General features: G+C 58.8%; 24 protein-coding genes, 2 tRNA genes and 1 other RNA gene. 16 read left to right on the top strand and 11 right to left on the bottom strand.

The window, feature by feature from the left end:
- Position 1: 1 nt before the first annotated feature.
- Together ACKTSJ_RS07485 and ssrA are read left to right on the top strand one after the other, a co-directional pair.
- A complete protein-coding gene (locus tag ACKTSJ_RS07485; RefSeq protein WP_407898911.1) occupies positions 2-1402 on the top strand; it encodes a hemerythrin domain-containing protein in 1401 nt (466 codons plus the stop codon).
- A 12-nt stretch (positions 1403-1414) separates the two neighbouring features.
- Positions 1415-1783: a transfer-messenger RNA gene (gene ssrA, locus ACKTSJ_RS07480) on the top strand.
- Positions 1784-2016: 233 nt separating this feature from the next.
- Here ssrA and ACKTSJ_RS07475 read toward each other — a convergent pair.
- From ACKTSJ_RS07475 to ACKTSJ_RS07435, 9 genes are all read right to left on the bottom strand, one after another.
- Positions 2017-2469: a site-specific recombinase resolvase gene (locus ACKTSJ_RS07475; RefSeq protein WP_407898909.1), complete on the bottom strand. Its 453-nt coding sequence runs from the start codon at positions 2467-2469 to the stop codon at positions 2017-2019.
- The gene (locus tag ACKTSJ_RS07470) at positions 2466-3818 is read right to left on the bottom strand and encodes a recombinase family protein (protein ID WP_407898907.1); all 1353 of its coding nucleotides are present in this window, start codon (positions 3816-3818) and stop codon (positions 2466-2468) included. Before ACKTSJ_RS07470 ends, ACKTSJ_RS07475 begins: the two co-directional genes overlap by 4 nt.
- On the bottom strand, positions 3815-4276 hold the full coding sequence (locus ACKTSJ_RS07465; protein WP_407898905.1) for a DUF2924 domain-containing protein: 462 nt from the start codon (positions 4274-4276) through the stop codon (positions 3815-3817). The genes ACKTSJ_RS07470 and ACKTSJ_RS07465 overlap by 4 nt, the downstream gene beginning before the upstream one ends.
- Before the next feature lie 60 nt (positions 4277-4336).
- Positions 4337-4759 (bottom strand): hypothetical protein, encoded by a 423-nt coding sequence (locus tag ACKTSJ_RS07460; RefSeq protein WP_407898903.1) that lies wholly within the window; start codon positions 4757-4759, stop codon positions 4337-4339.
- A 144-nt stretch (positions 4760-4903) separates the two neighbouring features.
- Positions 4904-5281, bottom strand: a complete 378-nt coding sequence (locus tag ACKTSJ_RS07455; protein ID WP_407898901.1) for a hypothetical protein — start codon at positions 5279-5281, stop codon at positions 4904-4906.
- Between the two features lie 11 nt (positions 5282-5292).
- The gene (locus ACKTSJ_RS07450; protein ID WP_407898899.1) at positions 5293-6192 is read right to left on the bottom strand and encodes a hypothetical protein; all 900 of its coding nucleotides are present in this window, start codon (positions 6190-6192) and stop codon (positions 5293-5295) included.
- Positions 6189-8000 (bottom strand): hypothetical protein, encoded by a 1812-nt coding sequence (locus ACKTSJ_RS07445; RefSeq protein ID WP_407898898.1) that lies wholly within the window; start codon positions 7998-8000, stop codon positions 6189-6191. Before ACKTSJ_RS07445 ends, ACKTSJ_RS07450 begins: the two co-directional genes overlap by 4 nt.
- Before the next feature lie 14 nt (positions 8001-8014).
- A complete protein-coding gene (locus ACKTSJ_RS07440; RefSeq protein WP_308726027.1) occupies positions 8015-8212 on the bottom strand; it encodes an AlpA family phage regulatory protein in 198 nt (65 codons plus the stop codon).
- Between the two features lie 113 nt (positions 8213-8325).
- Positions 8326-8997: a hypothetical protein gene (locus tag ACKTSJ_RS07435; protein ID WP_407898895.1), complete on the bottom strand. Its 672-nt coding sequence runs from the start codon at positions 8995-8997 to the stop codon at positions 8326-8328.
- Between the two features lie 780 nt (positions 8998-9777).
- Between ACKTSJ_RS07435 and ACKTSJ_RS07430 the strand changes: the two genes are divergently transcribed.
- The 10 genes from ACKTSJ_RS07430 (at position 9778) to ACKTSJ_RS07385 (ending at position 21634) form a co-directional block, all read left to right on the top strand.
- Positions 9778-9975: a helix-turn-helix domain-containing protein gene (locus ACKTSJ_RS07430; protein WP_189373450.1), complete on the top strand. Its 198-nt coding sequence runs from the start codon at positions 9778-9780 to the stop codon at positions 9973-9975.
- A 14-nt stretch (positions 9976-9989) separates the two neighbouring features.
- Complete coding sequence (locus ACKTSJ_RS07425; RefSeq protein WP_407898893.1) at positions 9990-12476, top strand: N-6 DNA methylase; 2487 nt, start codon at positions 9990-9992, stop codon at positions 12474-12476.
- Positions 12477-12556: 80 nt separating this feature from the next.
- The gene (locus ACKTSJ_RS07420) at positions 12557-13816 is read left to right on the top strand and encodes a hypothetical protein (RefSeq protein ID WP_407898891.1); all 1260 of its coding nucleotides are present in this window, start codon (positions 12557-12559) and stop codon (positions 13814-13816) included.
- Positions 13813-15267, top strand: a complete 1455-nt coding sequence (locus tag ACKTSJ_RS07415; protein WP_407898889.1) for a DUF3375 domain-containing protein — start codon at positions 13813-13815, stop codon at positions 15265-15267. Before ACKTSJ_RS07420 ends, ACKTSJ_RS07415 begins: the two co-directional genes overlap by 4 nt.
- A gap of 40 nt (positions 15268-15307) precedes the next feature.
- On the top strand, positions 15308-15970 hold the full coding sequence (locus ACKTSJ_RS07410) for a DUF4194 domain-containing protein (RefSeq protein WP_407898887.1): 663 nt from the start codon (positions 15308-15310) through the stop codon (positions 15968-15970).
- Positions 15963-19355: an ATP-binding protein gene (locus ACKTSJ_RS07405; protein ID WP_407898885.1), complete on the top strand. Its 3393-nt coding sequence runs from the start codon at positions 15963-15965 to the stop codon at positions 19353-19355. Before ACKTSJ_RS07410 ends, ACKTSJ_RS07405 begins: the two co-directional genes overlap by 8 nt.
- Positions 19352-20560, top strand: a complete 1209-nt coding sequence (locus ACKTSJ_RS07400) for a DUF3322 domain-containing protein (RefSeq protein WP_407898883.1) — start codon at positions 19352-19354, stop codon at positions 20558-20560. The genes ACKTSJ_RS07405 and ACKTSJ_RS07400 overlap by 4 nt, the downstream gene beginning before the upstream one ends.
- Positions 20561-20607: 47 nt before the next feature.
- Positions 20608-20883, top strand: a complete 276-nt coding sequence (locus tag ACKTSJ_RS07395) for a type II toxin-antitoxin system Phd/YefM family antitoxin (protein WP_054257227.1) — start codon at positions 20608-20610, stop codon at positions 20881-20883.
- Positions 20883-21224: a type II toxin-antitoxin system RelE/ParE family toxin gene (locus ACKTSJ_RS07390; RefSeq protein WP_407898880.1), complete on the top strand. Its 342-nt coding sequence runs from the start codon at positions 20883-20885 to the stop codon at positions 21222-21224. Before ACKTSJ_RS07395 ends, ACKTSJ_RS07390 begins: the two co-directional genes overlap by 1 nt.
- Positions 21225-21558: 334 nt before the next feature.
- Positions 21559-21634, top strand: a tRNA-Asn gene (locus tag ACKTSJ_RS07385).
- A gap of 35 nt (positions 21635-21669) precedes the next feature.
- Here the strand turns inward: ACKTSJ_RS07385 and ACKTSJ_RS07380 are convergent.
- Entirely contained in the window at positions 21670-22668 is a 999-nt protein-coding gene (locus ACKTSJ_RS07380; protein WP_407898878.1) for a tyrosine-type recombinase/integrase, read from the bottom strand.
- 147 nt (positions 22669-22815) lie between these two features.
- Here ACKTSJ_RS07380 and ACKTSJ_RS07375 point away from each other — a divergent pair, with 147 nt between their 5' ends.
- From ACKTSJ_RS07375 to ACKTSJ_RS07360, 4 genes are all read left to right on the top strand, one after another.
- Positions 22816-23505 (top strand): energy transducer TonB, encoded by a 690-nt coding sequence (locus ACKTSJ_RS07375; RefSeq protein ID WP_407898876.1) that lies wholly within the window; start codon positions 22816-22818, stop codon positions 23503-23505.
- A 4-nt stretch (positions 23506-23509) separates the two neighbouring features.
- Positions 23510-24166, top strand: a complete 657-nt coding sequence (locus tag ACKTSJ_RS07370) for a MotA/TolQ/ExbB proton channel family protein (protein ID WP_407898874.1) — start codon at positions 23510-23512, stop codon at positions 24164-24166.
- A gap of 9 nt (positions 24167-24175) precedes the next feature.
- Positions 24176-24589: an ExbD/TolR family protein gene (locus ACKTSJ_RS07365; RefSeq protein WP_407898872.1), complete on the top strand. Its 414-nt coding sequence runs from the start codon at positions 24176-24178 to the stop codon at positions 24587-24589.
- A gap of 48 nt (positions 24590-24637) precedes the next feature.
- Positions 24638-24714 (top strand) — tRNA-Met (locus tag ACKTSJ_RS07360).
- Here ACKTSJ_RS07360 and ACKTSJ_RS07355 read toward each other — a convergent pair.
- Entirely contained in the window at positions 24671-25375 is a 705-nt protein-coding gene (locus ACKTSJ_RS07355; protein ID WP_407898993.1) for a zinc ribbon domain-containing protein, read from the bottom strand. The genes ACKTSJ_RS07360 and ACKTSJ_RS07355 overlap by 44 nt on opposite strands.
- Positions 25376-25688: the final 313 nt, after the last annotated feature.

The raw sequence follows: 25688 nt of genomic DNA, 5'->3' as shown, positions 1-25688 counted from the left end.
TATGAACGAGAAGCAGAACGCTGCCGCGCTGAGTTCCGGCGAGGACGATATCCAGGCCATCCTGCACAAGGTCATCATCGCGCACCAGCAGGCGCTCGCCCTTCTGCAACAAACGGAAACCGCCTACAGCCGCCTGGTCCCGCACCAGTTGCTCAGCCTGCTGCAGGCCAGAAGCATCGTCGATGTGAAACTGGGCGATCAGGTGGAACGCAAGATGACCATCCTGTTCTCCGACATCCGCGACTTCACACCGCTGTCGGAATCCATGACGCCGGCCGAGAACTTCGAGTTCATCAACTCCTACCTGAGCCAGATGGAGCCGGTGATCAGCCGCCACCACGGCATCATCGACAAATACATCGGCGACGCCATCATGGCGCTGTTCGAAAAGGGCGCGGATGAAGCATTGCGCGGCGCGATCGCCATGCTGGAAAGACTCGCCTACTACAACGCGGGGCGGGAACGCGCCGGCTACCGACCGATCCACATCGGCATCGGCCTCAACAGCGGCATGGTGATGATCGGCACCGTCGGCGGCATCAACCGCATGGATAGCACCGTGATCGGCGATGCTGTCAATCTGGCGGCGCGCCTGGAAGAAGCGACCAAGATTTACAACACCCCGCTGCTCATCAGCCACAACACCCTGTACGACCTGAACACGCCCGATGCCTACCATTTCCGTTTTATCGACCGCCTCCGCGTCAAGGGCAAGGCGCAGCCGCTCTCCCTCTACGAAGTGTTCGACGTTGACGATCCCAGGCTGCGCAGGCACAAATCCGATACCCGGGAAGATTTCGAGCAAGCGGTCGCCTACTACCACCTGAAAGACATCGCCCAGGCACTGCCGCGTTTCGAGCGCTGCGCCGAACATTGCCCGGAAGACCTACCAGCCCGCATCTATCTCGAACGTTGTCACGAATACCAGGCCACACAGCACCACTACGGCACCAGCGAACTTTCCACCCCGTTGTTGTGGAAAGCGGAATTCCAGACCGGCATCGAACCGGTAGATGCCGCCCACCACGCCCTGATCGAACGCATCAACCAGCTTGCCGCTTGCATCCTGCACAACGAGCCCATCGACTTCGATGAAATGTTCGCCTTCCTGCAACAGCAGTGCGCTTCCCTCTTCCCTTATGAGGAAAAATTGATGCGCGAACATGATTATCCCTTTGCCGACAGCCACGCCCATGAACACCGGCACTTCATCGCCAACTACCGCGCCATGCAAAACCAATCCTGCAACGGCTGCAAGGATCAGCGCTACCTCGCCTATCGCCTCGTGCTGCTGCTCCTGGACTGGTTCTCGTCGCACGCCAGCAAGGCAGACCGCCATTTCGCCCGGCACATGCAGAACACCGCAACCCGACAAACTGCTACAATCCCCGGCGCCAAGTAACAAACCAGAACCGGGGGCGACCTGGCTTCGACGTGGGTTGCAAAGCAGTGCAGGGCATACCGAGGACCCGCCACCTCGTAAATCAGCTGGAAAACCAATAGTCGCAAACGACGAAAAGTACGCTCTAGCCGCTTAACCGGTTAGACCTCACACCCTGCTTTCCGTGGAGGGGCTCAAGGCCGCAAGGCCGCGATGAGTGAGGTCATTTACACGGAATCGTGTGATGCAGGGTCACTTTGTATCGCATTAAATTTAGGTGACTCGTCCAGTAGCAGCCTGTCGGTTGGCGTCTTCCGGATAAAATCAAACAACCTGACTAAGTATGTAGAACTGTCTGTAGAGGACTTGCGGACGCGGGTTCAATTCCCGCCGCCTCCACCAAATTGAAGGGCTCGGACAATCTCCGGGCCCTTTTTCTTGCCTGAAATCCCCGCACCACGCGGGGTTCCGGCCAACTGTGCTGCGGGTGACCTGCCGCCGAAACGCCCTGATTTCAGCGTTTTTGGCTCAAAGTCTGTCTCTATTCTCTGTTTGGCCTGCGGGTAGGCGCAGTTTTGGCTCTTGCAAAATCAGCAACTTACGCGCGGCAGTTCATCGTCAACCAAGGCGACCGGTCAGACATCAAACGCCGTGACCACCTCGCGCTGCGCCACCCAGTCGGTCGGCAGTGGATTGCGTTGGAACCACAGCAGGCTCATGCACCGGGGCTGCTGCCCGGCCAGGATGGTCCGGATGATGGCGGGCTCGAGCAGGGTCAGACGCAACAGCTCGTTGACCGTCGAGTGGTGCAGGCCTTCCCTCTGGGCGATCTCGCTGCCACTGGCGACCACGCCGTCGTCGAGCAGCTGCTGCCAGTAGAACGCGCGTGTCAGCGCCACCAGCAAGGGCTGGTCGATCTGGGTGGCGACCTTGCTCGGCGACTCAACCGCTCCATCTGGCCGCACCACCACCTTGCTGGCACCGCGCTTTCTAATCTTCAGCGGGATGAAGGTGGACAGTTTTATCTGCCCGCCATCCCGGCGTTCGCGGGCGATGGGCACTCCCAGTGTTCGTACTTTCGGTTTCATATGGTTTCCTCCATCTCATGCAGTTCTGCACCAATGGTGCCGGGCATCAGTTCTCCGACCAGTTCCTGCCAGCCCTGATCGCGCCAGATAATTTCCAGCCCGCCGTCGGCAATCACCACGCGCTCGATCAGCAGTTGCGCCAGTCGACACTGCTCAGCTGGAAACAACTCCCGCCACAGGCTGGCAAGGTTGCGCATCGGCAGCACCACTTGGGGTTCGGTCAGATCCGGCCTGAGGTGCCGCATCCGGTCCCACACCGATTGCACGATGCGCGGGGCCGACAGTGCCGCCACGATCTGCTGCGTGACCAGTTCCTCGATGGGTGCTGCTGGCAGCGGACCGTGCTGACTGGCCCACGCACCAAAGCGCCGGTGTTTGATCGGGCTGTAGTAACGGTAGGTCTTGCCCTTCTTCACCGTGTAGCTGGGCACCAGCCGTTCGCCATCGGACGTGAACAGCAGGCCGCGCAACAGCACCGGTTCGCTCTGGCGGTCATTGGTTTCGCGCCGCCGCTCGATGCCGTCGGTGGCAATCAAGGCGTGGACGGCTTCCCACTGGCCTTGCGTGATGATGGCCTGATGCTGACCTGGGAAGCTTTGGCCCTTGTGCACGATCTCGCCCAGGTACATCCGGTTGTGCAGCATCTTGTAGATGGTCTGCTTGGTGAAGGGTTTGCCGCCCTTGGTGACCACGCCTTGCGCGCCGTAGGCCTTGGCCATCAGCGTGGCCGAGCGCACGGTCACGAAGTCATCAAAGATGCGGCGAACCAGGGCAGCCTCGGTTTCATTGATCACCAGCAGACGATCCCGAACGTCGTAGCCCAGCGGCAACGGCCCGCCCATCCACATCCCCTTGGCTTTGCTGGCCGCGATCTTGTCGCGGATGCGCTCTCCGGTCACTTCCCGTTCGAACTGCGCGAAGGACAGCAGCACGTTGAGCATCAACCGGCCCATCGACGTGGCCGAATTGATCTGCTGCGTGACGGCGCTGAAGCTGACACGGTGGCGGTCGAACACATCGACCATCCGGGCAAAATCCGCCAGCGAGCGTGACAGCCGGTCGATCTTGTAGACCACCACGATGTCGATCTTGCCCATCTGGATATCGGCCATCAGGCGCTTCAAGGCAGGCCGGTCCATATTGCCCCCGGAGAAGCCACCATCGTCGTAATCATCGGCCACAGCGACCCAGCCCTCGTGGCTCTGGCTCTTGATGAAGGCGTGCCCAGCTTCTTTCTGGGCATCGATGGAATTGAAGGACTGGTCCAGCCGTTCGTCACTGGAGACGCGGCAATACACCGCGCAGCGCCGCATCGGTGCGGTCTGTGGCATCTGCAAAGGCGCGTTCATTGAGCATCCCCTCTTCCGCCCCGTAGACCAAAGAACTTCGGCCCATTCCAGCGCGTGCCCGTGATGTGGCGCGCCGCCGCCGACAGGCTTTTGAACACCTGACCGTTGAGCTCGTACAGACCATCTGGCGTAACGGTGACGCGATGCTGGCGCTCATCCCATTCCCGGATCAGCGTGGTGCCGGGTATCAGCAAAGTCTGTGTGCTGCGCCCGACACTGCTTTTGATCTTGGAATGCTTGGCACCGGCCTCGACCAGCATCTTGCGGATATTGGTGGGCAGCGCGCCGTAGGCCTTCTCCTGGATGCGGTAGGCCAGACGCGATTCCACATAGTGGCGGTTGCGGTGGCTGGGTCGCCGGGGGAAATGCTGATCCCAAAGCGCCCAAAGGTCAGCCATGGGCAGGGATGGCAGCGCGGCCAATTGGGCCGAAATGCTACCGTTGGTGGTATTCGTCATTTCAAATGCTCCTGTGGTTGAGACAGGTCCATGAACGCGCTGTGGCGAGCAGAAGCCAAGTCAAACCGCGCTCTGCGTCGGGTCATCGACCTGACCTGTTGCCACCTCGACGCGCTCGCCCAGCAAGGTCTGCGCATGCCCGGTGCGTTTGTCCTGAACGCCCAATATGTAGACCTCGCCGTTCCAGACGCCACAGGCCACGTCGGTGTCCACTTCGTCGGCGGGCATCAACCAGCCCGTTACGCCTTCCGGCATCCGTAACAGGTCTGCGGGCACGCTAATTGGGACGTGGAATGCGGCCTGCCGTGAGTCAAGCCAGTGCAATATCGCGGGAGGCGCATCGGGAAAGTTCTCCTGGCTCAGGATCGGAATCCAGACCAGCGGTTTTCCTGTGTCGAGCCAATCTTGAACCCGTTGGGCGACTTCGGGGTCGTGAAAGGCCAGCGGCTGGCCGGGAATGGTGGTGTCAATCGTCGTGTTCATTTCATCTCCTTGAATGCTGGTAACCCGGCGCATTGCCGAGTGGTAACCGGTAACCTGGGGTGGTAACCCGGTTTCGGGTTCTGTCGCTGACGAGGGCGCGCGGCTGCGCCCCCCGTATCGGTTAATGCGTGGGAAGGACCCCTTTCACCTGTGACGGCGATACCGACGTGGCGGGCGTTGGAAATGGCGCTGCCACCAACGGCGCAGCCGCCGGTCGATCCGTTCGGCGGCCAGAAACCACGGCCACCACCAGGGCAGCTTGACCCGCACGCGCCGCGCCCTGCGTACGATGGAGGTCGACGTCCTGCCCGGTACGGTGAACGGGGTCTCGCCCCACGCTGCCTGTGACGCGGAAGGCAGCGCACCAATGCCGTCGTCACGCGAGATGGCGGCGTGTGCTGCCGGTGGCAGAAACTGCTGCCGGACTGGCAGGCGCTCCAGACCGTCTGACCCCGGTGCAATGCGCGGCGACAGCGGCCCGAAGCGATCTGGCTGATGCCGACCTGAAGGCAGGATTTTCATGACGGCAGCCCTCACACATCCACGCGCACCACGGTCGACAGGCCGGTACCTTGACCGAGATGCTTTTTAGGCGGATTGGGATCGGGCGCGTAGATGCGGCGCTCATCACCTTTGGCCTTGGGGTGATAGACCTTCAGGCCCCAGCCGTCGAAGCCCGCGCTGCGCAGGGCGGTGTCCAGCGCAGTGACCAATTCATTGTCGGTGCGGGTGAACTGCTCGTTCAGGTCGCGCAGTTCTTCGTACGGGATGCCCGCAATCAAGGTGGGCAACAGTTCGCCATCGCGCGTTTGTCCGATCAGCTCGTGGTCGAAACGCGTGCAGGTGTCGCCCGTCACGCGGGTGTGGGTCAGGCGCACGCGCTGCAACAGCACGGCCTCCACGCTCTGCATTTCGCGCCAGGCCTGTACGAAGATCTTGGCGGCCGCCAGCATCCGCTGTGCGCTGGGGCGGAAGATGCGGCGGATTTCCTGATCGATCAGCGATTCATCCACACCGGCCACCATCTGCCCGGCCAGATCGTTGATGTACTGCTCCAGTGCCTTGACGCGGGTGGGTGCTTCCAGCACCTGCTGCGTGGCCTTCACACGTGCGGCTTGTTCCTGCGCCAGCGCCTGTTGGTGTTCTTGATCGAATTTCGCCAGCGCATCCGCGTCGCCCAAGGCTGCCAGTACATCTCGCTGAATGGTCAGCGTCATCTCCGGCTCGGCGGGTTTGTCCCAGCCGCAGGTGATGCGGTTGGCCGCGACCAATGCGGCAATGGCCTGGTGGTACTGGGCGTTCTGCTGGCGTAGACGGTCGAATATCTTCGCCACGGCACTGACATCCCCGATTTCGCTGACGGGCGATGCGCCCTTAGCGGATTTCGGGTTGGCCGCTGTTGCTGCTTTCTTGGTGAAAGGGTTCACGTTCATTTGTGCTCTCCATATCGAATGCCGCCCACAGAGGTGTGGGAGACGCCGGGCGGCGTGGCGTGCTGTTTTTGGGTGGTGATGCGCCAGAGCGCGCCATCGCGGCTGTGGCCAAGGTGGGTGATGTCGATGCCCTTGGCGCGATAGGCCGGAGCAATGCGTCGCAATTGATCGGCCAGCCCTTTCGGGGAGCGCGGCCAACTGCTGCGGTCAGGAATGCTGTGGGTGTTCAGCAGGTCGTAGAGCTGACCGGCGGTGCCCTGCCAATTGATGGGCAGGATGCGATCCGCGAGGTACTTGTCCAGGGCCTGCGCAACGGCGTTGCTCTCCAAGGCCCGGTCGATGCCCGCGCGCACGAGGTCTGCGTACTGCTGCTGGAATTCGCCGGGAGCAAAGCCCAGGGCGCGGGCCACTGCCTCGCCCAGTCGTTCGTAGTCAGCCATACGCTGCTTCTGGGTGAGCTTGACCGTCGGCAGGATGGCCAGTGCCGCTGAGAACAGATCGAGCAAGCCGGCGAACACCTTGGGTTGATCACGCTCCCAGCCCGCGTGCGTGTCGGCATCGTCGCGTCGGGCATCGGCGGGGATGGTCGGCAGATCGACATGGATCACCCGGTCGATCAGGTCGGGACGCGTGGCGACCACGGCGATGCCGTTGAGCACCACCGGCCGTTTGGTCTCCATCACGTGCTCTTCGCCATTGGTGTAAAGCTGGCGCGAGGCAAAGCCACCACCGGTAGCCAGGGTGCAAAACGCATCCTGCTGCTCGGGCGTGAGGCCGGAGAGGTTCTCGTAGCTGACCAGCCAGTTGTTGGCGGCAGCGACGAACACGTCTTCCACCGTCTTGGGCCGCCCACGCAGCATCACCTTGTTGGGATCGACCAGGCTGCGCAGCACGGATTGCGTGGTGGACTTGGCCGAGCCTTGTTCGCCCACCAGCTCTAGCACCGGGAATGGGGTGTCCGGACGGAAGCAGTCCAGCAGCCAAGGCAGCACCATCACCCGGCTGTGCGCCGGGATGTTGGTGTGCTGCCAAAGCAATCCGACATCACCATTCGCAGCTGGCATCGGCAACGGGCGCATCGAAGGCGTGCGGGTGAAATACACCGGTGATTCATTCACCACCCGCCAGCCCTGGGGTGTGACATGGATGGCCTGCCACTGCTCATCGGCCAGATCGATCAGGTAGCCATCGTCACAACGGGCGGCGCGGACGTGGACTTCAATCTCGTCGCCATCGTTGATGCCTGCGGCGGCGAGTGTGGCCAGTGCCGACTTCATGGTGGTTTCCGGCACGCCCATTTCCTTGGCCCTCCAGTAGGTGGCCCGCAGCCAGTCTTCAAAGCCGGAGGAATACACCCGCCACACTTCGCGCCGACTGGGCATCGGAATCACGGCCACGGCGTTTCGGTCGGCATCGTGGTGCAACTGGCACTGCGCCCGGGCTAAAGCCACCAATTCATCAAGAGTGCTGCTGTCGTCATCGCTGCCGGGCAGTTCGGCACGCACCAGTTTGTCGAGCACCGTCACCGAGCAATCGCGGTTGGCCTTCTTGGCGGCGTTGCGCAGGCGTAAGTAGGTCGGCAGATCGGTGGCCTTCAAAATCGTGAAGGCGCGCACCACGTCTTCCTCGGCCAGCACGCCCACGTCATCGGCCAGTCGGAGCAGCGCCGCCTCGATCACGCCAACGGGATCGGTGTCAGGCGTCGGTGCCGGAGTAGCTACCGCATCCACCTCGACCGTGTGATGGTCGTGATGGTGGTGACGGTCGTTCTCTACTACTCCGTCCTTCGATGCGATAGACGCGCTCATCGTCACCGCCCGAATCAGCGCGAGCGTTCGATGAGATTGCGAATGTCTTCAGCGCGCCAGACCGTGGTCTTGCTGCCGAGTTTGATGCCTTGGGGGAATTTGCCTTCCCGGATGCCAGCCCACCACGCGGAACGGCTGATGGGGATGAGGGACAGGATCTGCGGCAACCGAACGAAGCCGGTTTCGGGCAGGATTGGGCGGGTGAAATTCATGGTGAGCATCCGTGGTCGTTTTGGGATGCTCTGTATTGAATACCTCTATTTCCGGCAGAGAAACGACCAGTGCGCGCAGACTGCACACGCTGCGCGCAGCGAGAGTGCCCTTGCTACTTCTGCAGGTCAGATGTCGGCGGGGTACGACCTTTGCGCTCGTCGTAGAGCCACTTGGCCACGGTGCGTGGCGACTTGTGTACCAGTTTGGCGATGGCCTGTGAGGCGGCTTCGACGCTGGGATAGTTGTGCATGCTGTACAACTCGATAGCTCGCAATCGTGCAGCACGATTGGTCTTGTGCTTCTCGATGGCCGCAGCCTTGGCCTGAATCGAAATGCGTTCCTTCACTGCTGCATCGAGGCTCGTTCCTTCATTGGGGAACAGGATGCGAGCAAGGCGAGCGTCAGCGTGACGGCTTGCCAGTTCTTCCGCCAGACAGATGGCCTCCATGGCATCGATGGCATACCGCCCCGCCGTCACCCATTGCCGCTCGATCTCTGCCGTCTCTGGCAGCACCGCCCGGTGGTAGCCGATTGCATCGAGTTCGGGCTGAATAGAGAAATTGGCATCGACCACCAACCACAGTGCCAGCACGGCAAAAGCGTGATGATGGTGCGGAAAGCGTTCACCCGCCTTGGGCCGGATGTCGTAATAGAAGATGCTGTCACGCAGCCATTGCCCGTCACTGCGCTGCATGCGTACTGGCGCGGGCTCCTCGTCAGCACCGGCTTCTTCAGCCGCCCTGAGTACGGCACTGTCGATGATCCACTCGACAGTCTCAGCCAATTCAATAAGCTGCGCCGTCGTGGCATTACTCAGCAAATGGCGCGCACGCCCGGCAATCTCGCCCAGTGCCACGAACGGTACGCGAGGGACTGCACCGGTCAATGGATCGAACTGATTGAATTGCCGACAGTAGCTCATCGCTGAATGCACGCCTCCGCACGTCTTGGATTTGAATTGGACAAACCAAGATATTACCGGCCATGCCGGTGACGATCCATTGCAACGTTGATGTGTGCGTGTTTTGGGCCAAACAGAGATGAAGCACCGTCACAACCATCACCACTGTCACGGCGGGCCATTGACCGTGATGGTTGTGATGATGGTGATGGTCACGGCCTATTGTTACGGTCGGGGAATACACACACGCCCAGGCAAAACGGGTCCTTCCTGCCGAAAATCCAATGCGGGGGGCGACAGCGCAGCATTGCGCCACCGTCCAACCCCAAAACAAGGTTTGCAAGGTTTGCGGTTCGCACTTGGCGGTGCGGCCCGATGGGCTGAATGCCGCATCAGCGCTGGCGTGTGCGGAATCGCGCGAACTCAGAAGGTGCGAACCTGGGTGCGTACCGGGTTCGCAGGTTTGTACTCCTGCCGCACGAAAAACCGCCGCTTTGACGAGCGATGCAAGGGGCTCCAGAAGCTGGACATCCTTACCGCTCCGTGATGACCTCCAAGAAATGGAGAGCACCTGTGGTGGCGCGATAGTCGATAAAGCTCCATTCATGTAGACTTTCACCGATCTACATCGACTTTCACTCAGACCAATTGAGCGCCAATGCCATGAACACCGAACCGTGGGTCACCGCCGAGCATGTCGCCCAGCACTTGGGCGTGGCCAAGGACACCGTTTATCGCTGGCGCGAGCGCAAGGGTCTACCTGCGCATCGTGTGGGGCGACTGTGGAAATTCCAGTTGTCCGAGGTGGACGAATGGGTACGCGCAGGCGGCGCGGATGAAGAACAACAAAAGCAAGATTGATTGAGAACTAACTCATGGCCAAGACCAAGAAACCGACCCACAAACCCAGCCTGCCATTTCCACCTGCCGCCGACACTCTGCATCAGGACGGCAATTGGCTGTGGATTCCGTTGCGCAAGGAGTGGCGTGACGTCACGACCAAACCGGAGGAGATCGTTCGGCAGAAATTCATCCGCACGCTGGTAGAGCATTACGGCTATGCACTGGAGCAGATGGATCAGGAGCGACGCACGCAACACGGTCACAAAAGCCCTCGCGCCGACATCGTGATTTGGCAGTCCGCAACCGAAAAAGATGCAGGTCGCACACCCGTGCTGGTGATTGAGTGCAAGACCGACACCATCGATATCCAGCAACGAGACTACTACCAAGGCGAGTCCTATACCCGCGCCGCCGGTTGCGAATTCTTCATTGCCACCAATGCCCGGCACACGGCGGTGTTCAAACTGGTTCCCGGGCTCCCTGGCGGTTTCGTGGCCATCAACGAAATTCCCAAAGCCACTGACTGGGGCGATGCAAAGCGCTTGAAAGAAATCCGTGAATCTCTGCGGACCTTCAATCGCAAAGAATTCCAGGACCTGCTGTTTGTTTGCCACAGCATCCTGCGCGACGTTCACAAGATGGACCCGGGCCGGGCTTTCGACACCATCTCGAAGATCCTCTTCATCAAGATGTACATCGAACGTTCCGGCCTGCACGGGACATTCACTGTTGATTATCTTGATCAGCGCGCCGCGTCCCGTATGCCAAACGATCCACTGGTACACGATGGTTTGTTTGAGCTGACCAAGGACTACTACAAGGCAGATGATCTGTTTGCAGCCACTGACAAATTGGAAATCTCGGAAACCACCTTCCGGCGCATCGTCAAAGAACTGCAACGCTTTGATCTCTCCAAGACTGGCGATGACATCAAAGGTCTGGCCTTTGAGAAATTCCTCGGCACCACCTTCCGTGGCGAGCTGGGTCAGTTCTTCACCCCGCGCCCGGTGGTCGAATTCATGGTCGACCTGCTCAACCCACAGGAAAACCAACTCGTTTGCGACCCGGCATCCGGCTCCGGCGGTTTCCTGATCCGTGCCTTTGAGCACGTCCGCGCCCAAATCGTGGCAGACGTTCAACGGCAGAAGGATGAAGAACGCGCCCGTATCGAAGCATTGGGCCTGCCGGAAGAAGAGGAAGAAACCCAGATCGAAGCGGCCTTTTCTCGGCTAAACCGCGAACTGCTCCCCAGCGGGGACGACAACAAGCCTATCGATACCCGCGTGGGGCGCTTAGCTTGGAAATGCATCTACGGCACCGATGCTGAGCCACGCGCCGCCCGCACCGCCAAGATGAACATGATCATGCACGGCGATGGGCATGGCGGCATTCACTACCACGATGGTCTGCTCGACATCAACGGCATCTTCAATGGCCGCTTTGACCTGGTGCTGACCAATCCACCGTTTGGCTCCAACGTCGGCAGCGACCAGAAGGTCGGTGGCAGCGATGAGACCCGCGTACCCACCGACGAAGCCTATCTCGCCCGTTGCCGGGAGCGCGGCTACGGTGAAGCGTGGGAAGAAAGCCACCAACGCCTACTGGATGCCGCCGCCGCAAAAACGCCGATCCTTGATCTGTTCGAGATCGGCAAGGCCAAGAACAACCGCCCCACCGAACTGATTTTCGTGGAGCGTTGCCTGAACCTGCTCAAGCCCGGCGGGCGGATGGGCATTGTGCTGCCCGATGGCAATCTCAACAATCCTTCTCTGGCCTGGCTGCGCCGCTGGGCCGAGGGCCGCGCCAAGCTGCTGGCCGTGGTCAGCTTGCCCGAGGAGACCTTCAAGTCGAGTAACGCCACGGTCAAAGCATCCTTGGTGTTTCTGCGCAAGTTCACCGATGACGAATCGATTGCGTGGGAAGCGGCATGGACTCAAGCCCATTCCGAGCTTGATGCAGACTTTGATGCGGAGCGCACTGCGCAGCACCTGGCTTACGCATCTCGCATCGTCAGCGGCGAGGACGCTGAAGCACAGCGTCTGCTGGATGAACTGGCAGCCCTGGGTTTGAACCGCACCTTGCTGCCCTGGCAGCGCGGCGAAGCGCCGGCATATCCACGCACCTGCCGCCCCACAACCCAGAGCAAGCCGGTCTGGCTGGGTGAGGTCGCAAAGGAACACAAGAAGGCGGTTACCGAACTCAAAAAGCAAGCCACAGCGGCGCCGGCGGGCGTACAAAAACACAGCGATGCACTGCTATCGGAGTTGAAGTCCAAATACAAAGGCGTCGACGAAGCCCACACCGCCGCACTGTGGACGCGCGTGCGCGAGTTGTTTGACTACCCTGTGTTCATTGCAGCCCCCAAGGCCGTCGGCATCACCTCCACTGGCGAAACCGGCGAAGGTGTGGCGACAGATCTGCCCGAATTGCTCAAAGCCTATCGCGAGTTTGAAAACTGGTTAGCGCAAGGTGCGCAGCCGGAGGCAACGCCAAATTTTCCGGTGCCCTCCACTGCGTGATCCGGCGGTGGAGGGAGATAGAACGCTGGATTGAGACGACAGCGGGTGAAGCACGCGCCAGTGGCTTTCCATTAAAAGCCTTGAGTGAACTAATCGTTCCGCGTCACGAATCCGTGCGAGTTGACGGAGTACTTGGTGACTGGCAGGCCATCACCATCAAGTTCTCTGGCGAGGTGCTGCCACGTGATCGGGCCGAAGCTTTCAAAGGGGCGATGTTTGCCGCTTACCCTGGCGACCTGGTTTTCTCCAAAATCGATGCCCGCAATGGCGCGGTGGGGCTGATCCCGGACAGCATTCCCAAAGCGGTCATCACCCCCGAGTACCCAGTCTTTACGCCCAAGCCAGAAAAACTGCGGCCTGCTTTCCTGAACCACCTGTTGCGCGCCGCGCATTTCAAGGCAGATCTTCAGCGCAAGGCATCGGGCACCAGCGGCCGAAAGCGGGTCACGCCCGAGGGCTTTTTGAGCCTCGAGGTGCCAGTACCAAGCTTGGACGAGCAAGATGCACTGGTCACCGTCTACGCAGAAGCCCTGACTCGCGCCGAACAACTGGAACAGGAGGCCGAAGTCATTGAGCGCGCAGGTTGGCAAGCCTTTGAAGCGGCACTGGGCGTGGCCCCGCCGCCTCCTCTACCGGATCGGCCGGTGTTCGTGGCACGGTTCAAGGATGTGGAGCGGTGGAGTCACGACGGCATTCTTCGTGGGGTAACTGGAAGTGGCTCAACCACTTTGGAAGCAACGACAGAATTGCTGGGGAATGCGCTGCTTGAAGTTCGCCACGGCTGCTCGAAAGGACCGTCGAAGAAATCCACCCCTTTGCGCGTCTTGAAGATCAGTGCAGTCACCAAGGGGCGGCTTGATCTGGCAGAAAACAAGTTCATAGCGGATGAACCTGCCCTGCGCGAACAATTTGCCCTCAAGAAAGGTGACATTCTGATGTGCCGAACCAATGGCACGTTGGCATATGTTGGGATGTCGGCACTTGTAGAGTCCGACATCGACGACATGATTTTCCCTGACAAGGTCATTCGTGTTCGGCCGAACCTAGACAAGATCGAACCTGAATTTCTTTGGCGCTTACTCCAAGTGCCTGCCGTGCGCAGCCAAATTGAAGCAGCAGCTCGAACAGCGGTTGGGAATTTCGCTATCGGCGGCAAAGACATCAAGGCTCTCAAGGTGCCGCTGCCAACTCCTGCACATCAAAAAGACCTTGCTCAAGCATTGAACGACGCCGTGATCCGTGCGAAATCCAAGCGAACCGAAGCTACCGCATTACGCAGTGCGGCATGGGACGCTTTCGAGTCTGCTCTATTCACGCCCACCGAGCCGAGCGCCGCATGACCCTCGACTACGCCACCCTTGATGTTCTGCGCACCCACCACCCCGCGTGGCGGCTGTTGCGTTCGGATCATGCACCGCTGGTGGCGAGTTTTCTGCAGCGGGTGTTCGTGGCACCGAATGTGCGGGTGATGGCAGCGGCGGATTTGGCCGAAGCATTGGAGGACGAGCTGTATGCCTTGCGCCTGCACGTGGGCGAAAGCGCATTTCCCAAACCCGCGCTGGAGTACCTGAACGACTGGGCCGCGCCCGACAAGGGCTGGCTGCGCAAGTTCTACCGCCCCGGCACGGACGAGGCGCAATTCGATTTGACGCCCGCGACCGAAAAGGCCATCGCCTGGCTGGCGCAGCTCAGCGAACGGCAGTTCGTCGGCACGGAATCCCGCCTGCTCACGCTGTTTGACCTGCTCAAACAGATGAGCGAAGGCAGTGAGGCCGATCCGGCCAAGCGTATCGCCGAGCTGCACAAAAAACGTGATGACATTGACGCCGAAATCTCACGGGTGTTGTCGGGCGATGTGCCGCTGCTGGATGACACGGCGGTGAAAGATCGCTTCCAGCAATTCATGCAGGGTGCGCGCGAGCTGCTGACTGACTTTCGCGAGGTGGAGCATAACTTTCGTCAGTTGGACCGGCGCGTCCGCGAGCGCATCGCGCTCTGGGAAGGCAGCAAGGGCGCGCTGTTGGAAGACATCATGGGCGAGCGCGATGCCATTGCCGATTCTGATCAGGGCAAGAGCTTTCGCGCCTTCTGGGACTTTCTGCTATCCAGCCGTCGTCAGGAAGAATTGACCGAGCTGCTGGATCGCGTGCTCGCACTGCCCGCGGTGGCGGACCTGAACCCGGATACCCGCACCCGCCGCGTGCATTACGACTGGATGGAAGCGGGCGAACATACCCAGCGCACCGTCGCCGCTTTGTCACAGCAGTTGCGCCGTTTTCTGGACGATCAGGCTTGGCTGGAAAACCGCCGCATCATGGACATTCTGCATGGCATCGAGAGCAAGGCGCTGGCGCTGCGCGATGCTCCCCCTCCAGGCAACGTGATGGAAATGGCTGAGTCCTGCGCAGACATTGAGCTGGCAATGGAGCGGCCCCTGTTCACTCCCGCCATCAAACCCGTGATTGCCGATCTGGCCTTGCAAACGGGTGATGAAGATATTGACCCATCGGCATTGTTCGATCAGGTGGTTGTCGACAAGGCGCGGCTTACCCGCCATATCCGCCACGCTTTGCAAGATCGCGCCCAGATCACTTTGAGTGAGCTGGTAGCGAATCAGCCCTTACAACAGGGGCTGGCCGAGTTGGTGGCCTATCTGCAATTGGGCAGTGAAGCATTCAGCACCGTGGTGGACGAAGACACCCCCGAACCCATCCTCTGGCAGGCAGTGGCAACGGATGGTCAAGTTATTACCCGGAGTGCGCGGCTGCCCCGCGTGATCTTCATGCGCTGAAAAAGAACAAAAGCTGAGGCAAGGGATGGAAGAGGAATTCTTGAACACAACACCGACTGCACACCCGATGGTGGCTCCAGCCGCTGATTTGTCGGTTTTGCTGATCGGCTTGCTCAAAGGTGTGCTCTACCGGGATGGCGATGAACGCCAATGGGCAGCTCTGCTGAACCTGCAAGCACGCGTGCGTGATTACGTGGCGGTGTTGAACCTTGATCTGGTGCTGGATGAGGCAGAAGGCTATGCATTCCTGAAAAGCCGTCCCGAGCCTGCCGACGACGATTCATCACCGTGTTTGCCCCGCTTGGTGGCGCGCCGCCCGCTGTCCTTCGCCGTGAGTTTGTTGCTTGCCCTACTGCGCAAGAAACTGGCCGAGTTCGACGCGGGTGGTGGGGACACAAGACTGGTGCTATCCCGCGACGACATCGTGGAGCTGGTGCGGGTGTTCCTGCCTGATGGCCCGAATGAGGCCAAACTGATCGATCAGATCGAGACCACGATCAACAAGGTGGCCGAACTGGGTTTTCTGCAGAAGCTCAAACCCGCCGGTGGCGCGGCAGTCGGGCCCGCCACTTTCGAGGTGCGGCGGATTCTGAAAGCCTTTGTCGACGCCCAATGGCTGGCCGAATTCGATACGCGCCTGGCCACGTATCAATCTCAGCTGGCGGGAGTGAGCAACACCAAGGAAGGTGCCGGCCATGAATGATCCGCAATCACTCGGCCTGGACTTCTGCGCCGATGACACGCTGTCGGGCTTTCGGCTTACGCGGCTGGAGGCATTCAACTGGGGCACCTTTGACGGCCGGGTGTGGACGCTGCAACTGGATGGCAAGAATGGCTTGCTTACGGGTGATATTGGCTCGGGCAAATCCACCTTGGTGGATGCCATTACCACTCTGCTGGTGCCTGCTAACCGGATCGCCTACAACAAGGCCGCCGGAGCGGACAGCAAGGAAAGAACACTGCGCTCCTACGTGCTGGGGCACTATAAATCCGAGCGCAATGAGGTTACCGGCGCGGCCAAGCCGGTGAGCCTGCGAGACCACAACAGCTACTCGGTGATCTTGGGTGTTTTCCACAACGCAGGCTACGACCAAACGGTAACGCTGGCGCAGGTGTTCTGGATGAAGGAGGCTCAGGGGCAGCCAGCTCGGTTCTTCTTGAGCGCGGAGCGTGCACTATCTATTGCAACTGACTTTTCACATTTCGGGTCGGACATTGCCCAGCTGCGCAAGAAGCTGCGCGGGCTTGGCGCTGAATTGCACGATAGCTTTCCACCCTATGCGGCATGGTTCCGTCGGCGCTTCGGCATTGAAAACGATCAGGCGCTGGAATTGTTCCACCAGACGGTGTCGATGAAGTCCGTGGGTAACCTGACGGATTTCGTGCGCAGCCATATGCTTGAACCCTTCGAGGTTGGCCCGCGACTGCAGGCCTTGATTGGCCACTTCGATGATCTCAATCGCGCCCATCAGGCCGTACTGAAAACCCAGCAACAGGTCGAATTGCTCACGCCTCTGATTGATGACTGTGGCCGCCACAAGGCGCTGGCAGCCGAGGTCGACAGTCTGCGCGGATGCCGGGATAGTCTGAGACCCCACTTTGCGGGCCTGAAGCTTGGGCTTATAGATAAACGCCTGGGCTCGCTGGCTGAAGAATGGGAGCGCGTGGATGCACAAGTACAAAAACTGGATGCTTCGCAGGAGACGCAAGGCCAGCAAGTAGATGAACTGAAGCAGGCCATCAACGACAACGGCGGCGATCGGCTGGAACGCCTTGCCGTCGAGATTCGCAAAAAAGAGCAGCTGCGGGATACCCGTAAAGCCAAGGCCAGTCGCTATGGTGAACTGGCCGCCGTACTGGGTGAGCCACCTGCGACCGATGCCACCACCTTCGTCGTGCAGCGCGGCAAGTATCAAAACTGGCGCGAGGATGCACGCAACCGCGATGCTGATCTGCAAAACACCCTCACTGAACACGGTGTGACTTTGCGCCAAGGCAAGCAAGAGCACGACCAACAGACCTTGGAGATCGACAGCCTCAAGCGCCGACGCAGCAACATTGATGACCAGCAAATCCAGATTCGCGCCGCGATGTGTGCGGCGCTAGGACTAAACGTGGAGGAAATGCCGTTTGCTGGTGAATTGATTCAGGTGCGTGAAGATGAACGCGATTGGGAAGGTGCTGCCGAACGTTTGCTGCGCGGCTTTGGCCTGGCGCTGCTGGTCCCGGATGCACATTACAAGGCCGTGGCCGAATGGGTGGATGGCGCCCATCTGCGTGGCCGTTTGGTGTACTTCCATGTGCGATCACGCAAGGCCGCTGAACTGCCTGACCTGCACCGTGATTCCTTAGTTCGTAAGTTGGCGATCAAGCCTGAATCACCGCACTACGATTGGCTGGAACGCGAACTCGCCCATCGGTTTGACGTCGCGTGTTGCGCCACGCAAGAGCAATTCCGCCGCGAGACCCGCGCCATCACCCGCGCGGGCCAGATCAAAGACCCGAGTGGCCGACATGAAAAGGATGACCGTCACCGTATCGATGATCGCAGCCGCTATGTACTGGGCTGGAGCAATAGCGCCAAGATCGCGGCACTGGAGGCCAAGCGCCGTCAGCTGGAAGCGCAGCTCGGTAAGGTTGGCAGTGAAATCGGTATTGTCCAGAAACAACGTGATGAGCTCGCCAGCCGTCTTGATGCGCTGACCCGTCTCGAAGAGTTTACGGCGTTCGACGAGCAGGATTGGGCCAGCGTTGCCACCGAAATTGCACAGTTGGTGGATGAACGCAACCGGCTGGAGTCAGCATCGGATGTACTCAAACAGTTGAACGAAAACCTGCGCACCTTGCAGAAGGCGCAGAAGGAAACAGGAGAAGAGTTGCAAACTGCGCGCGAGAAGCGCGCCAAAGTGGAGCAGCGGCGCTCTGACGCGCAAGACCTCCGACAGCAAACCATGGAGCGGCTTCATGGTTTTGTCATCGACGATGCATTGTCGGCAAAGCTCGAAGCCATGCGCGCCGAGGCGCTGGGGGAACACCAACTCACGGTTGAATCCTGTGATAACCGCGAGCAGGACGTGCGCACTTGGCTGCAGTCAAGGATTGACGCCGAAGACTTGAAGCTCAAACGTCTAGCCGAGAAGATCATCAAAGCCATGGCCTCCTTCAAGGAGACATTCAAGCTGGAGACGGCCGAGATGGATGCCAGCCTTGAAGCGGCCTTTGAATATGAAAACCTGCTGACGCAATTGAACCGCGACGACCTGCCGCGTTTTGTTTCGCGCTTCAAGGAACTGCTCAACGTCAATACCATCAACGAAATCGCGAACTTCAATGCTCAGTTGGCCCGTGAGCGCGAAACCATCAAGGAGCGCATCGCCCACATCAACAAATCGCTGGGCGAGATCGACTACAACCCTGGCCGCTACATCGTGCTGGAGTCGCAGGCCAGCCCTGACGCCGAGATCCGCGACTTCCAACAGGAATTACGCGCCTGCACTGAAGGCGCTGTCACAGGTTCGGATGACGCCCAGTATTCCGAAGCAAAATTCTTGCAGGTCAAGGCCATCATCGACCGTTTCCGGGGGCGCGAAGGGTTGTCCGAACAGGATCGCCGCTGGACAGCGAAAGTCACCGATGTGCGCAACTGGTTCCTTTTCGCCGCCAGCGAGCGCTGGCGTGAGGACAACAGCGAGCACGAGCATTACTCAGACTCCGGTGGCAAGTCGGGCGGGCAAAAAGAGAAATTGGCCTACACCATTCTGGCCGCCAGCCTGGCATACCAGTTTGGTTTGGAGTGGGGGGCTGTCCGCTCTCGTTCCTTCCGCTTCGTGGTCATTGATGAGGCCTTCGGGCGTGGTTCGGATGAGTCAGCCCAATACGGCCTGAAGCTGTTTCGGCAACTGAACCTGCAACTGTTGATCGTGACTCCGCTGCAGAAGATCCACATCATCGAACCTTACGTCTCCAGTGTTGGCTTCGTCCATAACGAAGGTGGGCGAGCTTCAAAGTTGCGCAATCTGTCCATCGAGGAATACCGCGCGCAGAAGGCCTTGATGCCAACCCAATCAGCGCAGGAGTCTGCGCAGTGACTTGGACTGGCCCGAAGGAGTTGAAAGCGCAGTTGACGCGACTTTGGGAGCGCGGCGAACTGTTGCGAGACGCAGTAACAGGCAATGTGCGTTTCCCCTTACGCATGTCTCTTAAGTCCCCAACTTCAGCGGACATCACAGATCGCTTTAACGAAGTTCGGGAGTGGGCCGCCGAATTGGCCGCGACGAGCTCAGTACGCGTGGAGTGGCAGGAGCTCAGGCACCGTGTCCAGGGCGCGCAAAAGCTACCGGCTTGTGTGTGGGTCGAGACACTAGAAGATGCGTTGACCTGGTTAGGTAAGCGCAAAGATTGGGAACGCTTTTCGGCACAGGTTTCCACTACTCGGCAAACCCATCCAGCCTTGCTGCCGTGGTTGGAGAAGCGCCCGCTGCAGGCGCTGGAGCTGTCCGTCGAATGGCCTCAATTGCTGGCCGTGGTGACATGGCTCGTCGATCATCAACGTCCTGGCATTTATCTGCGGCAGGTGGATTTGCCTGGGGTTCACAGCAAATTCATCGAAGCACATCGTGGCGTGCTGGCTGAGTTGCTCGATCTGGCATTACCAGTCGATGCAGTGGATTCTGGCAAAACCGGTATCAGTCAGTTTTCTGCTCGATACGGCTTTCTGGAAAAGCCGACGCGCATTCGCTTCCGCGTTCTTGATCCGTCGATTCGGGTCGTGCCCGGCTCAGTATCCCCTGACTTGACGCTGGATGCCGATAGCTTCAGTCGCTTGGATCTCGACGTGCAGCGTGTATTCATCACGGAGAACGAAACAAACTTCCTGGCCTTTCCGCCTGCTTGTAATGCCATCGTAATTTTCGGTGCTGGTTATGGTTGGGATGCACTTTCCCGCAGCCGTTGGTTGAACAACTGCTCAATCCATTATTGGGGCGATATCGACACGCATGGCTTTGGCATTCTGGATCAGCTTCGCGTCCACTTTGACCACGTGGTTTCGTTCTTGATGGACAGAGCCACACTCGATGCGCACGCTGTTTATTGGGGAAGTGAGGACAAGCCCCTCCGTGTGGACTTGCACCGACTCACGCCCGAGGAAAGAGCCCTATACAACGACCTGCGCGACAACCGCATTCGCCTTGGACTGCGGCTAGAGCAGGAGCGCATCGGCTTCCACTGGCTAGCTCATCGCCTTCATCTCCTTGATGGCACTGGCACATCCAATTCAGCTGCCTTGCCATGAGACTAAAAAAGGACTATATTCAGTCTTGTTAAAACTGGAGCACAGCCATGCGCTACTCATCACAAGTCAAGCCGATCAGCTATCTCAAAGCCAACGCAGCCGAGGTCCTGACGCACCTCGCGGAGCAGCGTGAACCGATGGTCATCACCCAAAACGGCGAAGCCAAGGCTGTCCTGCAGGACGTCGCTTCGTTCGAGGAGACGCAAGAAACACTCGCCTTGCTAAAGATCCTCGCGTTGGGCAATCAGGATGTGGCCGCTGGCAAGGTCAAGCCTGTCGCTGACGTAGTTGCCCGCCTCCGCGCCAAGCGAGCCTCAGTCTGATGGCAGGCTCATCAGCCAAGTTTGAGGTCCTGCTCACCGAGGGAGCGGAGCAGGATCTGGAGGCCATCCACGACTACATCTCCGAATTCGACTGCGTCGCCAACGCCAACTATGTATTGGATGAGTTGATGGACGTTGTGGAGAGTCTGTCGAAATTCCCGGAACGCGGCAGTTATCCGAAGGAACTAGTCGGCCTTGGGATCAAAGAATACCGCCAGACATTTTTCAAACCCTACCGCGTGATCTATCGTGTCACAGGCAACCAGGTCCTTATTTACTTGATTGCGGACGGACGTCGTGACATGCAATCCGTACTCGCTCGCCGCCTGTTAGGCGCTTGACCCGCTGCAGCCCTCGCCAGTCCTCATAAGCCCGGGAGGCCGGTCAGCACGTGGTCAACCGTCCGCCACCAACACGTAGTGAATAGAACCCGGTCGAAACTGCACCGGGTTTTATTTTTTCCTTTACCCGCAATTATTTATTGCACACCTTCACACCTATGTGCTGATGACGAATCATGTGCATTTGTTGGTGACGCCGGAAATCGGGGTGAGTCTAATCACCAACGGACATTTCTATTTGGGAGAAAGCGGACATTACTACCTGGGGCTAACATGTTTGCAGTCAGTTGTTGACCGAAATATCGTCTGCCGTTAGTATAGCGACCTCATCAATTCCCTGATAGCTCAGTTGGTAGAGCGACGGACTGTTAATCCGCAGGTCCCTGGTTCGAGTCCAGGTCGGGGAGCCAAACAAAACAAGGTCTTGCAGCGATGCAAGGCCTTTTTACCTTTCGGCTTGTGCCATATTTGTGCCATGAAGCAAGCCGGACACACGCTCCGAGTGCTCGACCAGTTGAGCAGGTGCAAGGTGGGCATATCGCTTCACCATCGTCTCACTCTCCCAGTCTCCCAATTCCTGCAACACGTTTAGCGGCGTTCCCTGTTGGGCTAACCAGCTTGCCCAAGTGTGCCTCAGATCGTGCCACCGGAAGTTCTTGATGCCTGCACGTTTCAATGCGCCCCGCCATGCCCGCGTATTTGCGTTCTCAGACGGATTGCCCCGATACGTAAAGACACGGTGCGGATGCTTTCCGATTTGTCTCAACAGCACATCCATTGCCGACGAGTTCAACGGGACATGAATCGCCTTCCTCGCCTTGGCTTGGTCAGGGTGTATCCAACACACCTTGCGAGCCATATCCACTTGCGACCATTCCAGCTTGAGTACGTTGGCTTGGCGCAGCCCCGTGGATAACGCGAACAGCATCATGTCCTGCAGATGGGGAGGCAGTTCCTTCAGGAGCGTATTCACCTGTTCCGGTGTGAGCCACCGAACACGACGTTTCGCCTCCTTGTAGAGCCTGATCCTGGGCAGCTTATCGAACCACTCCCACTCCAAGGCCGCTTTCCTGAGTATCGAACGTATCAATGCCAGGACTCGGTTTGCAGTGGCAGGACTGGACTCGCTTGCCTTGATATCCCCAATGCGGCGTATCAGTTCCCGGTCGATCTCTGCGAGCTTCTTGCCTGTCAGGTGCGGCTGCACCCAACGCAATCGGCTTACATCATCTCGGTGAGTCGCTTTGTGCTGCGTCTCTTTGATAAACTTCAACGCTGCTTCGTCCCAAACGTAGTCGGGCTTATCGCCCATCTTCTGCACACGCCATGCTTCTGCTTTCAGACTGTCGTGCAGTTCCTGCGCTTGTTTCTTGTCGGCAGTGCCTGCAGAGCGTCTAACTCGCTCGCCGGATGGCGCAACAAAGTCGATGTGCCATAACCGCATGCGAAAGCAGGCTCGACTTGGCTATCTCTCGCCTGCCGCTTTCAGCCAGCAGTACTATGCAAAACAGATGGCCGCTTAACCCGTTGGACTCTACGGTTGACGACCTACCTCACACCTTGCTGGCGACACTGGAGGGGCGCTGGTAGCATGTCGGCAATTCAATTCGGTTTACCCTGTATTCGCATGGATTCCTCGTTCCGTGATTCACCGCTGGATTCTACTTTATACGAACGTCTGATCGTGATTAGCCTCGTCGTGCTGCTGCATCTGGTTTTCATTGCAGGTTTGCTGCTACAACCGGAGTTGCCCAAGGCGGCGATCAATGCGTTATCCATTTCATTCGCCAATATCGCTCTACCGCAGGTTGATATTGTGCCGCAACCGGCACCCAAGCCGGAGCCGGTGCCAGAATCTAAACCGCAGCCTAAACCAAAGCCGGAGCCCAAACTCCGTGAGGTTGGACCGGAAGCGGTAACTGAACCCACGCCGATTACCCATGAGATTGCCGCTCCCGCTGTACAAAACGAAACCCCCTCTGCGCCGGTACTGTTGGATGCCGAGCCGGACTATCGCGCCGACTACCTGAGCAATCCGCGCCCGCCGTATCCGCTGGTGGCAAGGCGCATGGGCTACCAGGGCAAGGTGGTGCTCAACGTGGAAGTGCTGGCCGAGGGAAGGGCGGGCGAGGTGAAGCTGCAGACCAACAGCGGCTACGACATCCTGGATCAAGCCGCGCTGCAGACAGTCAAGACCTGGAAGTTCTCGCCGGCCAAGCGCTTCGGGCAACCGGTCACACAGTGGTTCCTGGTGCCGATCAAATTTTCTTTAGAGGAATGAACGCATGCACGATTTCTTTTCCATCAACTCGCCCATCGTCTCGGCCACCTTGCTGTTGCTGATCGTGTTGTCCATCGCAACATGGTCCATCGCCCTGTTCAAACTGTGGAAGCAATACCAATCGCGCAAGCAGGATCGCCTTTTCAACCAGGAATTCTGGGCCGTACGTGAATGGAGCGAAGCGGGCAAGGTCAGCGAAGCCAGTCAGGGTGATATCGCCCGCCTGGCGCAAGCCGGTTTTGCGGAATTGAAGACGATCAACAGTGCCCAGCAAGACCTTAAGCATTCCGGTGCACCTCAAGACGTGCTGGAGCGCATGCTGCGCCAGCAGTTGCAGAACATCCAGCGCTATCACGAGCGCGGGCTGGCCGAGTTGGCGAGCATCGGTTCCACCGCGCCCTTCATCGGATTGTTCGGCACGGTGTGGGGCATCATGCATGCCTTGCAAGACATCGGAAAAAGTGGCTCGGCGTCATTGGATGTGGTGGCCGGTCCTATTGGAGAAGCTTTGATCGCCACCGCCATTGGTATCGCAGTCGCGTTGCCAGCCGTGTTGGCCTATAACTTTTTCTTGCGTCGTCTGAAGGTGCATGTGACCGATCTGGAAAATTTCGCGCATGACTTCTTGCGCCTGGCGCAGAAGCACGATTACAAACTGTAGGAGACGGCAATGGCATTCGGCAATGCGGGGCAGGACAGTGGCGACATGATGAGCGAGATCAACGTCACGCCGCTGGTGGATGTGATGCTGGTGTTGCTGGTGGTGTTCATCATTACTGCGCCCTTACTGGCGTCGCAGTCGCTCAAGATCAATCTGCCCAAGACGGAATCGGTGGCGAAAGATGACAAGTTGCAGAAGGTGAGTCTGGCTATCGATGCGAAAGGTGAAGTGACTTATGAGTCTGCGCGCCTAAACGACGATGGGCTGGCCAAGATGTTAAAAAGTCGCGCCGTTGATCCTGGCTTCCAATTGCAGATTCAAGCCGATGAAGCTGTGAACTACGGTCGGGTGGCGCAGGTGATGGCCATCGCACAAAAATCAGGAGTTGCCAAACTCTCCTTTTTGACGATTACATCAAAATGAACGTTGACCTTCCAGCAATGTTTCCCTATAATGCGCCCCCTCAACTGACGCGGGGTGGAGCAGTCTGGCAGCTCGTCGGGCTCATAACCCGAAGGTCGTAGGTTCAAATCCTGCCCCCGCAACCAACGTTATCTGACTGAGGGTGGCTATGCCACCCTTTGTTAGTTCTGCGTATAGCTCTCCGTTTTCCTGAGTCAGTGTGATATCGCCAGTAATGGCACGGATTGCCTCCCTTGCGGCGGCAACATCATTGATGCACTCCAGCTTTTCCACCATTCCTTTGAAAATCTCCCTTGCACGAGGCAAGATCTGTGTCGGCTGAAAGGCAAGGATGGCACTCAACTCAGCTTCAGCAGTTTTAGCGGCTTCCTCAGCCTCCTCAAGCGCTCGTTTAGTAGATTGGGTGATAATCCCCTGCCGGATCGCATTTAGGATGTTCTCGGCCTCTTTGTGGGCTTTCTCGACCTTCTTGCGAGCTTCCGTAGGGTCTGGCTGCATGTCTTTTAGAATCTGGCGCGTTTCCCGCTCAAACTGTCGATACGCATCTTCAGACAGCAGGTCTTTCTTGATGCCTTCCAGCAGAATCTTCTCTACCTTTTCCCTGGCAATCTTGGTGCGGTTAGTACAAGCAGTGTCTCCCCTGTCTTTATGGATACCGCAACCGTAGCGGTAGCGATCTACAATCACATACGGGCCACCACAGCAACCGCACTTCAACAGGCCGCTGAACAGGTAGCGTGGGCCACGACCACCACTTGCTGCGGTATTCTTCTGGTTCTCGCGCATGCCGGCAGTCTTATTGCGGGTGGCTTGTATCCTTGCTTTAACAGCCGCCCACGTTTCATCGTCAATAATCTTCAGCTCAGGGTGTTCAGTGATAACCCAATCAGATTGGGTGTTGGCGCGCGTTTAAAACTACCCAGTTCTGCGCGTTGAATTTTACCCAGGAACTTTAGCCACCTCCGGGGAGGCGGCGTTGGTCAGTGTAGTGAATCGCTCCGGGTTTTGAGGAGGCTCCTAATCTTGAGAGAATGGAGCCCTTATGGACAAGAAACCCACCCCGAAGTATTCCCCCGAAGTTCGCGAGCGCGCCGTGCGC

It is taken from the genome of Ferrigenium sp. UT5 (assembly GCF_045866295.1).
GTDB lineage: Bacteria > Pseudomonadota > Gammaproteobacteria > Burkholderiales > Gallionellaceae > Sideroxyarcus.
Note: the sequence above shows the minus strand (reverse complement) of the source record. Positions and strands in the feature narration are given on the sequence as shown.